The sequence below is a fragment of the Pseudomonas sp. RGM2987 genome (genome assembly GCF_022952855.1).
GTDB lineage: Bacteria > Pseudomonadota > Gammaproteobacteria > Pseudomonadales > Pseudomonadaceae > Aquipseudomonas.
The window spans coordinates 1-10,745 of sequence record NZ_JALJDX010000101.1; the positions used below are offsets into that span (position 1 = coordinate 1).

At 60.7% G+C, this 10,745-nt stretch carries 12 protein-coding genes; 4 read left to right on the forward strand and 8 right to left on the reverse strand.

Annotation, left to right across the window (positions count from 1 at the left end; genetic code table 11):
* Positions 1-75 precede the first annotated feature (75 nt).
* The gene (gene thrH, locus RGM2987_RS01920) at positions 76-693 is read right to left on the reverse strand and encodes a bifunctional phosphoserine phosphatase/homoserine phosphotransferase ThrH (protein ID WP_245138426.1); all 618 of its coding nucleotides are present in this window, start codon (positions 691-693) and stop codon (positions 76-78) included.
* Positions 694-867: 174 nt separating this feature from the next.
* On the opposite strand from thrH, the gene RGM2987_RS01925 reads away from it, so the two are divergent.
* Positions 868-1,608 (forward strand): phosphoadenylyl-sulfate reductase, encoded by a 741-nt coding sequence (locus RGM2987_RS01925; RefSeq protein WP_245138427.1) that lies wholly within the window; start codon positions 868-870, stop codon positions 1,606-1,608.
* Between the two features lie 295 nt (positions 1,609-1,903).
* A complete protein-coding gene (locus RGM2987_RS01930) occupies positions 1,904-2,632 on the forward strand; it encodes an aspartate/glutamate racemase family protein (protein WP_245138428.1) in 729 nt (242 codons plus the stop codon).
* A 146-nt stretch (positions 2,633-2,778) separates the two neighbouring features.
* Here RGM2987_RS01930 and RGM2987_RS01935 read toward each other — a convergent pair whose 3' ends face one another.
* Positions 2,779-3,702, reverse strand: coding sequence for a LysR family transcriptional regulator (locus RGM2987_RS01935; RefSeq protein ID WP_245138430.1), 924 nt, complete (start codon positions 3,700-3,702; stop codon positions 2,779-2,781).
* Between the two features lie 126 nt (positions 3,703-3,828).
* On the opposite strand from RGM2987_RS01935, the gene RGM2987_RS01940 reads away from it, so the two are divergent.
* Positions 3,829-4,575, forward strand: coding sequence for a 3-oxoacyl-ACP reductase family protein (locus tag RGM2987_RS01940; RefSeq protein WP_245138431.1), 747 nt, complete (start codon positions 3,829-3,831; stop codon positions 4,573-4,575).
* Between the two features lie 69 nt (positions 4,576-4,644).
* On the opposite strand, the gene RGM2987_RS01945 is transcribed toward RGM2987_RS01940, so the two are convergent.
* The 6 genes from RGM2987_RS01945 to RGM2987_RS01970 form a co-directional block, all read right to left on the reverse strand.
* Entirely contained in the window at positions 4,645-5,340 is a 696-nt protein-coding gene (locus tag RGM2987_RS01945) for an HAD-IA family hydrolase (protein WP_245138432.1), read from the reverse strand.
* A 171-nt stretch (positions 5,341-5,511) separates the two neighbouring features.
* Positions 5,512-5,886 (reverse strand): hypothetical protein, encoded by a 375-nt coding sequence (locus RGM2987_RS01950; RefSeq protein WP_245138433.1) that lies wholly within the window; start codon positions 5,884-5,886, stop codon positions 5,512-5,514.
* Positions 5,887-5,973: 87 nt separating this feature from the next.
* Complete coding sequence (locus RGM2987_RS01955; protein ID WP_245138435.1) at positions 5,974-6,174, reverse strand: hypothetical protein; 201 nt, start codon at positions 6,172-6,174, stop codon at positions 5,974-5,976.
* Between the two features lie 29 nt (positions 6,175-6,203).
* The gene (locus RGM2987_RS01960) at positions 6,204-6,362 is read right to left on the reverse strand and encodes a hypothetical protein (protein ID WP_245138436.1); all 159 of its coding nucleotides are present in this window, start codon (positions 6,360-6,362) and stop codon (positions 6,204-6,206) included.
* Between the two features lie 277 nt (positions 6,363-6,639).
* Positions 6,640-7,050 carry a glycine zipper domain-containing protein gene (locus RGM2987_RS01965; protein ID WP_245138437.1) on the reverse strand — a complete coding sequence of 137 codons (411 nt, stop codon included), beginning with the start codon at positions 7,048-7,050 and terminating at the stop codon, positions 6,640-6,642.
* A gap of 656 nt (positions 7,051-7,706) precedes the next feature.
* Positions 7,707-9,896 (reverse strand): response regulator, encoded by a 2,190-nt coding sequence (locus RGM2987_RS01970; protein ID WP_245138439.1) that lies wholly within the window; start codon positions 9,894-9,896, stop codon positions 7,707-7,709.
* A 515-nt stretch (positions 9,897-10,411) separates the two neighbouring features.
* On the opposite strand from RGM2987_RS01970, the gene RGM2987_RS01975 reads away from it, so the two are divergent.
* Entirely contained in the window at positions 10,412-10,690 is a 279-nt protein-coding gene (locus RGM2987_RS01975) for a short-chain dehydrogenase (protein ID WP_245138440.1), read from the forward strand.
* Positions 10,691-10,745 lie beyond the last annotated feature (55 nt).

Consider the following 10,745-nt stretch of genomic DNA (forward strand, 5'->3'; position numbering starts at 1 on the left):
GTGTGTCAGATATTTATAAGCCGACTGACACTCCGCCTTCGCGAGCAAGCCCGCTCCCACAGGGGGGGGTGTGGTTTACAGGGTAAGGGACCGGTTCGACGCCTTGATGAATTCCTGCTTCAACTCCGCAAAACTGTGCACCGCCGGGAATTGCGGGAACTCACGAATCACATTCTCCGGCGCATGAAACAGAATCCCGGCATCAGCCTCGCCGAGCATCGTGGTGTCGTTGTACGAATCCCCCGCCGCGACAACCCGGTAATACAGGCTCTTGAAGGCCAGCACCGACTGGCGCTTGGGATCTTTCTGACGCAGCTGGTAACCAGTGACCCGCCCGCTTTCGTCGGTAATCAAACGATGGCAAAGCAAGGTCGGGAAGCCCAACTGGCGCATCAGCGGTTGGGAAAATTCGTAGAACGTGTCGGAAAGAATCACCACCTGGAAGCGCTCGCGCAGCCAGTCGACGAATTCGATGGCGCCTTCCAGGGGCTTGAGCGTGGCGATGACTTCCTGGATGTCCGAGAGCTTCAGGCCGTGCTCGTCGAGGATGCGCAACCGTTGCTTCATCAGCACGTCGTAGTCGGGAATGTCCCGAGTGGTCGCCCTGAGGGACTCAATACCGGTTTTTTCAGCGAAGGCGATCCAGATCTCCGGGACCAGCACACCTTCCAGGTCGAGACAGGCAATTTCCACAAGACACTCCCACTTATTCTGATGTTTATCGGTTGGGCGAACAAAAAGCCTGCCGACTCTAGCCATTCCCCCGGGCCCGCGCAACGCACAGGAGCGCGCCAGCCCCGACAGCTTTTGTTACCATCAGCCCCATATAGAGCGCCCAGCGCCACCGACCTGTAGGAAACCGCCCTGATGAGCCCATCGTTTGACGTCGTGGAACTCGCCACGACCTATGCCAACAAGTCCCCCCAGGACATCCTCAAGCTGGCCTTCGCTGAATTCGGCGACGACCTGTGGCTGTCCTTCAGTGGCGCCGAAGACGTGGTGCTGGTGGACATGGCCTGGAAGCTGAACAAGAACGTCAAGGTGTTCAGCCTCGACACCGGTCGTCTGCATCCGCAAACCTATCGGTTTATCGATCAGGTGCGCGAGCACTACAAGATCGACATCGAACTGGTCTCGCCGGACCATACGAAACTGGAGCCTTTCGTGAAGGAAAAAGGCCTGTTCAGTTTCTACAGGGACGGTCATGGCGAGTGCTGCGGCATCCGCAAGATCGAGCCGCTGCGACGCAAACTGTCCGATGTCCGCGCCTGGGCCACCGGCCAGCGTCGCGACCAGAGCCCCGGCACCCGTAGCCAGGTGGCCGTACTGGAAATCGACACGGCGTTTTCCACCCCCGAGCGCACCCTGTACAAATTCAACCCGCTGTCGCAAATGACCAGCGAGGAAGTCTGGGGCTACATCCGCATGCTCGAACTGCCTTACAACAGCCTGCACGAACGCGGCTTCATCAGCATCGGCTGCGAGCCCTGCACCCGACCGGTACTGCCGAACCAGCACGAACGCGAAGGCCGCTGGTGGTGGGAAGAAGCCACGCAGAAAGAATGCGGGCTGCACGCCGGCAATATCATCAGCAAGTCCAAAGCCTGAAATCATAGGCAGTGTTCCTGTACACAAAATGCCACCTCAGGTGGCGTTTTTGTATGCATTTTTCCGCTCCGCACCAAAAAGTCACCCTCTATACAACCTCCGCTCCGCTGAATTCTTCTTTGAGCTGATCGGCGCGTCTATTGCAGGGCTCCTGTAGCTGATCATCGCCAAGCGCCAGCCGTCTTACGAGGACGTCAGCGGAGAATCCATCGCTGTGGATAACGTCAGCCATTGATTGTTCAGGCGGCCCGCCGCGTCCGGGCCGCTCACCTTTTGTGAATCAAGGAAAATGCTCATGCGAATTCTCGTGGTCAACGTCAACACCACCGAATCCATCACCCAGGCCATCGCCCGGCAGGCCCAGGCCGTCGCTGCGCCGGGCACTGAGATTGTCGGGCTCACGCCGCATTTCGGCGCCGATTCCATCGAGGGCAACTTTGAAAGCTACCTGGCGGCCATTGCGGTGATGGACCGGGTAATGTCCTACGACCAGCCATTCGACGCAGTGATTCAGGCAGGCTACGGCGAGCACGGTCGCGAAGGTTTGCAGGAACTGCTGAACGTGCCGGTGGTGGATATTACCGATGCCGGCGCCAGCACCGCGATGTTCCTCGGCCATGCCTACTCGGTGGTCACCACCCTGGACCGCACCGTGCCGTTGATCGAGGACCGCCTCAAGCTGTCCGGCCTGTTCGAGCGCTGCGCTTCGGTGCGGGCCAGTGGCCTGGCAGTGCTGGAACTTGAGCAGGACCCACAGCGGGCCGTTGAAGCCATCGTGCAACAGGCTGAACTGGCGGTCAGCCAGGACAAGGCCGAGGTCATTTGCCTGGGCTGCGGCGGCATGGCCGGGCTCGATGAGCAGATCCGCCAACGCACCGGAGTGCCGGTGGTCGATGGCGTGACAGCAGCGGTGACCATTGCTGAATCCCTGGTACGGCTGGGGTTGTCGACATCGAAGGTGCGGACCTATGCGACACCACGGCCCAAGACCATCATTGGCTGGCCGGGGCGGTTTGGGCGGTGAGTTCCAGCCTTGAACCGAGTTGAGCCCTTCGCGAGCAAGCCCGCTCCCACAAATGAAAGGTATTGTTCACAGAATTTGGGTACGACACAGACCTACTGTGGGAGCGGGCTTGCTCGCGAAGGGAACGCCTCGGTCTAGAGCCATATTCAAACCGCACTGAACCGCTCCCCCCATCCTTGCTGCGCAAACCGCTCAATGATGAAATCCACAAACGCCCGGGTCTTGCCGGGCAGCAGTTTGTGCTCTGCGTAATAAATCGAGATGTTGCCATCATCGACATACCAGTCCGGCAGCACCCGCAGCAACGCGCCGGAGTCGAGATAGGGCACCGCCACCGGCATGCTCACCAGACCGATGCCCAACCCTTGGGCCGCCGCCGCGCAATCGGCTTCCGAATCGCTCATGGTCATGCGCGCCTTGAGCATGAGTGGACTGTGCTGGCGCGTGCGGCTGGTCAATTGCCAGGAGCGAACCCGCCCGGTTTGCGGTGAACGGATCAGGATGCCCTGATGATGCGCCAGGTCTTCCGGCTCGATGATCGAAGCATGGTTTTGCAAGTACGCCGTGGAAGCGACGAGTACCCGATGCGCCACCGTCAGCTTGCGCGCTACCACGCCTTGAGGCAGTTCGAACCCGCCGCCGATGGCCGCGTCGAAGCCTTGGCCGATCAGGTCGACCTGGCGGTTATCGAAATGCCAATCCGGGCTGATCGCCGGGTAGCGCTGCAAGAACTCACTCAGCAAAGGCACCACATACAGCCGGCCAAATGCCGTGCCCATGCTCACTTTCAGCGTGCCCGCGGGCTGCCCACCGGCACTCGCCAGGTTGGCGACCGCGTTCTGGATGGTGCTGAAGCTGCTGCCGACTTCCCGCAGAAACAGTTGCCCGGCTTCGGTCAGTGTCAGGCTGCGGGTACTGCGCTGAAACAGCCGCACCCCCAGCCGCGCCTCGAGCTTGGCGACGCTTTTACCCACCGCCGCGGGGGTCAGGCTCAAGCGCCGTGCGGCCTCGGCAAAGCTGCCGACTTCGGCGCTACGCACGAAGCATTCGATACTGCTGAAGGTTTCCATAGGCGTCACTCTAAACTTTTGGTTTACACAGACTGTATCAGCTGACGTCTACTCAGCCGATCGACAATTGCTGATACTCGCCTCCATCAACCGCGGCATCCCGCCTCGGCAGTTTTGGAGAAACCCATGAGTACTCAAGCATTGAGCGGCAAGGTCGCCCTGATCCAGGGCGGGTCCCGCGGCATCGGCGCCGCCATCGTCAAACGTCTGGCTGCCGAAGGCGCGGCAGTGGCCTTCACCTACGTCAGCTCGGCCGCCAAGTCGCAAGAACTGCAAAACAGCATCACAGCAGCCGGCGGCAAGGCCCTGGCGATCAAGGCCGACAGCGCCGACGCCGATGCGATCCGCAACGCGGTCGAGGCCACGGTCGAAGCCTTTGGCCGGCTGGACATCCTGGTCAACAACGCCGGCGTGCTGGCAATGGCCCCGTTGAGCGAGTTCAAGCTCGAAGATTTCGACCAGACCCTGGCCATCAACGTACGCAGCGTGTTCATCGCCACCCAGGCAGCCGCCCGGCACATGACTGAAGGCGGTCGGGTCATCAACATTGGCAGCACTAACGCCGACCGCATGCCCTTTGCCGGTGGTGGCCCCTACGCCATGAGCAAAGCCGCACTGGTGGGCCTGACCAAAGGCCTGGCCCGTGACCTCGGCCCTCAGGGCATCACGGTCAACAACGTGCAGCCCGGCCCGGTGGACACCGACATGAACCCGGCCGACAGCGACTTCGCCTCCAGCCTGATCTCGTTGATGGCCGTCGGACGCTACGGCAAGGCGGATGAAATCGCCAGTTTCGTCGCCTACCTGGCAGGCCCGGAAGCCGGTTACATCACCGGTGCCAGCCTGACCATCGACGGTGGTTTCGGCGCCTGATCCACGCATAAAAAACGCCGGTCATGGATTCAACCATGACCGGCGTTCTGTTGTGTCGCGCTTTTTTCGTCAGGCCCATTCCAGCTCTGGCAGGCCGCACAGGCCCGGTTGAAACATCTTCAACGAGCGGATGATCGCATCGGCGTGGGCGTATTTTTCATCAGCCATGGCCGGGTCTGGAATGGCGATGGCGGTCATGCCTGCGGCTTTGGCGGCCGTGACGCCGAAGGGTGAGTCCTCGAACACCAGGCAATCGCGAGGCGCAACGCCCAGGCGACGCGCTGCGGTCAAGAAGATGTCCGGCGCCGGTTTGGCCGCGCCGACCTCCGGGTCGTCCGCCGTCACGATGAAGTCGAACAACGCGAACCAGTCCCGGTGCAAGGTGGTTTTCAGGGCGAATGATTGGCTCGACGAGCTGGTGCCCACCGCAATCGGAATGCCGCTGGCCTTCAAGTGCCGCACCAGTTCCTGGGCACCTGGCATCGCCAGCGCGCGAGGGAAACGCTCGCGCATCAGCGGCTCGCGGATCTCCAGAAATTGCTCTGGAGTGATCGGCAACTCCAGCGCCTGGACCACGTAGTTGGCCAGATCCCCGGCACCGCGACCAATGATGTTCTGCTTCACGCTCCAATCGAAGGTGCGCCCGTAGCGCTCGGCGATGATAGACGTGACCTCGGTATAGATCCCCTCGGTGTCCAGCAACAGCCCATCCATGTCGAAAATCACTGCCTTGATCGGGCCTAACTCTTTGTGCGGTGCTTTCATCGCATCGGATCCGTCATCAACACCCCATGTCGGGATAACCCGCGCAGGATGTTTGCCTTAAAGGATTCAGCAGAATAACGAGAGCGCCTTGGAACAGGCAATGGGAAATCTTTGTGTCATGCGTCTGGCGCGAAGAGGGAGCGTACTCCCTCTTCTGGGAAAACTGGCGGGTTACTGACCGGAACCCCCGGAACCACCCGAACCCGAGCCTCCGGCGCCGCCACTGTCGCTGGTGCCGGTCCCGCCGTTGGTGCTGCCACCGGCAGGCGCACCGCCCATCGTGCTGCCACCGCTGGTCGAACCCGTTCCCGTACCGGGGCTGGTGCTGCTGCCACTGGCATCACCACCGTTGCCACCGCCTACAGAACCAGGTGGTAGCGCGTTACCGTTGGCGTTGGAAGAACCCCCGGCATCCATCTGGGTGGAAGGCGGCATCCCGCCTTTATCCACGGGAGGATTACCGCCCGAAGTCTGTGCCAAAGCGGCGAGTGAACTGACCGAAAGAATCCCGGCGAGCGTCAGCGCTGTCATGTTGGATTTCATCATGATGGATCTCCTTTTCATGGTATCTACCTGATGTGTGGCAAGCATGGCGGGCCGATGGTGCCTGCGGATCGACAGGCGGCGTGCAGATCAGCTTGGCGTTCCCGACGCATCGTCGCCGGCGATGTCCGGATCATCCGGCGCGGCTTCGACATCCTCGTCTTCGCCAGGCTCCTGCTGCGTTACGGCTTCGTCATCGGGAAGCTGATCACGACTCAGCGGATTAGTCGGCGATGGCAGTGGGTATTCCGGGGTTTCATCGTCACTGGGGACAGGTGAATCGGCAGTCATAGCAACCTCCTGAGTGGGATAAACCCGCCTCATTCGTAGGAATCATCCTCAAGCTCGGCGTCTTCATCGTCGATCAGAGGAACCTGGGCATCGTCCATCAGCGAACCGGGGTCTTCATTGCCGGGGTCATTGACGAACGGAACACCCGACGGGCCTTTCTCTTCCTTGCCTTCGGTTTCAGGGGTCATGGCGCACCTCGTGATTGTGGGGGGTGTATGAATTCGAGGGCGAGAGCGTGGTGAACGTTCCGCAGAAATGTATGGGTAACGCGCATCCCAGCCAAACATCGAACATGTGGCGAGGGAGCTTGCTCCCGCTTGAGTGCGAAGCGCTCACAAAAAAGGGCTGCTGCGCCCGAGGCGTCGGACCGTCCCAGCGGGAGCAAGCTCCCTCGCCACGATGAGTTCATCCACATAAAGTGAACGGCTTAGGCACCAGGCCGGGCCTATTCAAGCAAGCATCCGCTTAACGATGCTTGCGCTTATGCTTGTGCTTCTTACCACCCGAATGCCCGTCATTGTCATTGGACAGGTTGCTACCCAACGCACCACCGGCCGCGCCGCCGAGGCCTGCACCAATGGTAGAACCGGTGGAGCCGCCCAGACGATTACCGACAATCGAACCGCCGGCCGAACCCAGGCCACCACCGATGGCCGCTTCAGTACGGCTGCCCTTGCGAGCCCCTACTGCGCTGCCGGCTGCGCCGCCGACACCGGCGCCAATCGCCGCGCCGGTGCTGCCGCCCATCTGCTGGCCGACCACATTACCCAATACACCGCCCAGGCCACCGCCAACCGCAGCAGTACCGTCACCGGCAGCCATCGCGCCTTGTGCAACCAGCAACCCAAGGACCAAGGTGGACAACGTCAAACGCATGATAAAAACCTCAAGAATGCCGCATCGGGAAAGATGGCCGCTGCGCGCGGGCGCGAGTTTACGCCAATCGGCCAGGCCATGCCGGTTGGACAGCGAATACAGGAATTATTTTATGACAGGCAAAAAAAAGCCCGCTGGGGAAACGGGCAGGTACTGCTTTCTAACGGATGAGTTCAGATTACGTGGCCGCTTGTGAAAGAAACGTGAAAGAAACCGGCGGTTGAAAAAAGATGAAAAATATTTACGCCGCTCCCGTTTTTCCGGCCGAAAACCGGGCGAAAAAAGCCCCGCTCGGTGACGGGGCTGTGCTTTCGGTTATTTCTTGATCGGAATCCTGGGTAAGAACTTGCCCTTCTCTCCTCGCTGCACTTTCGACACTTTGGTCCTGATCGACGGAATCGGCTCGTCGCCAAAGTCTGAGCGGTAGGCCGATTGACCACACTGCAATCCTTCGTTGATTGGATACGCGGCTCCGTGCTCCTCGCTGTACGGTGCTCCCATTGCCTTTCCCCTGCTGATTGAGGCCGCTACCGGCAATAACCTATTGCCTTAAAATACCGGTCTCCCAGACATGAGACTAGCCGGTCATCTACAGACTGCCCGTCCTGGCACTGCCTGACCGACGAATGGAACCCACTGTTTCATAACGGAAACACTCACTCAGTGCCGCGCATCGTGCGGTTCAGAACCCGTGCCACTTGGTCGGCAGAATAGGGTTTGGATAAGAATTCAAACCCTTCGTGTCCACTGTGAGCCAGTTCTTCACTATAGCCAGAGGTCAGCACGACCGGCAGATCCGGGCGACGCTGGCGCAGTTCTTTGACCAAGGCCACACCGCTGATGCCAGGCATCACAACGTCGGAAAATATCGCGTCGAACGCCATCGCGTCCGGCCCCACCATCTTCAGCGCCTCCTCGGCGTTGGTTGCCCAGCACGTTTCGTAGCCCAGATCCTGCAGGATCTGGGTGGCGAAACGCCCGACTTCCAGGTTGTCCTCCACGATCAATACCCGCCGGCTGCCTTTTTCCAGCAGCAACTGCGTAGCGTCCTCCTTGCCGGGTTCCTGAACGACTTCGGCTTCCACCTCCGGGAGATACAAGGTAAACACCGTTCCTTCGCCCACCACGGTCGAGACGTCGACGTTGCCGCCAGACTGCTTGGCAAAGCCGAACACCTGGGACAACCCCAGCCCCGTGCCTTTGCCGACCTCCTTGGTGGTGAAGAACGGCTCGAAAATATGCTCCAGCACCTCAGGGCTGATCCCGGTACCGGTGTCCGCCAGGGAAATGGCCGCGAAGGCTTGCCCGGCCCCGGCATGACCACGGATCGGCGGCATGCCTTGCGCGCATTTCAGGCGGAGCCAGAGCGTGCCCTGGCCGTCCATGGCATCCCGGGCGTTCAGGGCCATGTTGATGATGGCGGTTTCGAACTGGCTCAAATCCGCACGGATGTAACAAGGCCGATCATCCAATTCGACCACCACCTGGATTCGCGCCCCCGTGACAGTCTGCAGCATATCCCCCAGGCTCTGCACCTGCTTGCCCACTTCAAGGACTTCCGGCTTCAACGGCTGGCGTCGAGCGAAGGCCAGCAGTTGGCTGGTCAATTTGGCAGCACGCTCCACGGTCTCGGAAACCGCGGTCATGTAGCGCTGCCGACGCTCCTCGGACAGATTGGGCATGCGCAGGAAGTCTACCGAAGAACGAATGATCGTCAGCAGATTATTGAAGTCATGGGCCACGCCGCCGGTGAGCTGGCCGATGGCTTCGAGTTTCTGCGACTGGCGCAGCGCCGCCTCGGTCTGTTGCAAGCGCGTGGTGCGCTCCTCGACCCGCTGCTCCAGGGTCGCGTTGAGCTCGGCCAGTGCCGCCAGGCCCTCACGAACAGCGGCGTCGGCGCGGGCGCGCTCGATGTGGGCCCAGGACCGCTCCGTGACCTCCATCAACAACACCAGATCGTTGGATGCCCAGACCCGAGGGGTTTTATCGTGGATGGCCATCAGCGCGGTCAACCGCCCGCCCTTGATCAATGGCACACAAATGGTGGCCGCGATCCCGATGGCCTGGAACGTCGCCGCTTCATCCGGCGCCAACTCCTTGAGGTTGTCGTTGATCACCAACGGCTTGCCGGAGCGAAGATTGGCGACGGCCAGCCGGCCGAAATCCGCCAGCCGATAATGCCCGACGATGTGCGGCGAACCGGCCCGGGCCCAGTCGCCGCGAATGGTGAAACCGTCTTCGTCCTCATCCATGTCCGCATAGGCGCAATTAGACAGGTTCAGATGCGCCGCCAGAATGCGCGTCGTGGTCGCCATGATCGTTTGCGGCTCGGTGGCGTTGGCCACCGCATTGCCAATGGCATCCAGCACCGCCAGGCGCTGGGTCATCAGTACCGTCGAGGTGGTCTCGGTGACCGTGTCCAACATGCCCACGACCTTGCCAAACTGGTCGCGGATGGGGCTGTAGCAGAACGTGAAGTAAGCCTGCTCCGGCCCGGCGCCGCGCTCGACCACCAACGGAAAATTCTCGATATAGGTCGCTTGCCCTTCGAAGGCCGCACGCACGATGGGCCCTATATCGCTCCAGGCCTCCTGCCAGACCTCATCGAACCGCCGCCCCAGCGCCTCGGGCTTATTGCCGAGGATTGGCAGAAACGCATCGTTATACAACGTTACCAGCTCCGGCCCCCAGATAATGGCCTGGGGAAAATGCGACGCCAAGCTCAAGGCCACCGTCGTCTTCAACACATCCGGCCAGCCCTGCGGCGGCCCGAGCGGCGTGTCCTCCCAACGATGGCACCGCATCCGTTCGGCCATCTGCGCGTTGCTTTGCAGCCAGTCTGTCATTGCGATCGATCCTTCTGAGTCGCCAACCATCGGAGGGTAGCGCTTGTGACCTCAAGTTGGGGCGTATTATCCCGTATGGGGTGGGGATGGGCTACGCAAGCGTCTTATATAAGCGCCACGGGAATTGCATTAGCTTCACGTTTTCCTGCGTATCCGTCTTGCCAAGCTGTAGGATCTCGGGTTCAGAAGCTTACGACCATGACAAAGTCCTACATATGATTGGGAATCCCCTTCCCTATCAATCCCTTGCGTATTTTTTGCGGTGACGTCTATAGTCTTGGCGTCGCCCAGATGGCGACCGGGTTTGGCGACCCGATTGACGCAAGTGCAACGGTGCTCTCTGCTCTGTGGCAGAAGCACCCTTGTGCTCACAGAACTGCTTTATGGCAGCTGTGCGCGGGAGACCTTCGGGTCTGCCGGCTCCCTTGTGTCTCCGGTTCGCCAACCTGCGTACAGCTGTCACCCTTCGTTTGGCGACGAAGCGTGACAGTCCATTCATGACACAAGGAATTGATATGAAACGATATATGGGCCTTACCAGCAACGCCGACGACCAACCCCTCTACGTCGACACCTCTGCCCCGCTACACACCTTGCTCGATGCAGCCGCCTACCGAATCCGCGCCGCTACGCAGTTCCTGGAAAACCTCGCGATGCGTGACGAACAGACCATTGACCCCGCAACCCTCCAGGACCTGGCACAGCTTTGCTGCATTCCCCTGCGCGATGGTTGTGATGTGATGGATGTGATTGCACGAAGGTTGGATGCGGCGCCGGCGGGGTCACCCCTGTAAGTCTGATGCACAACGGACCTGTGGCGGGGGGGGGGGGGGCCCCTGGGGGGGTGGG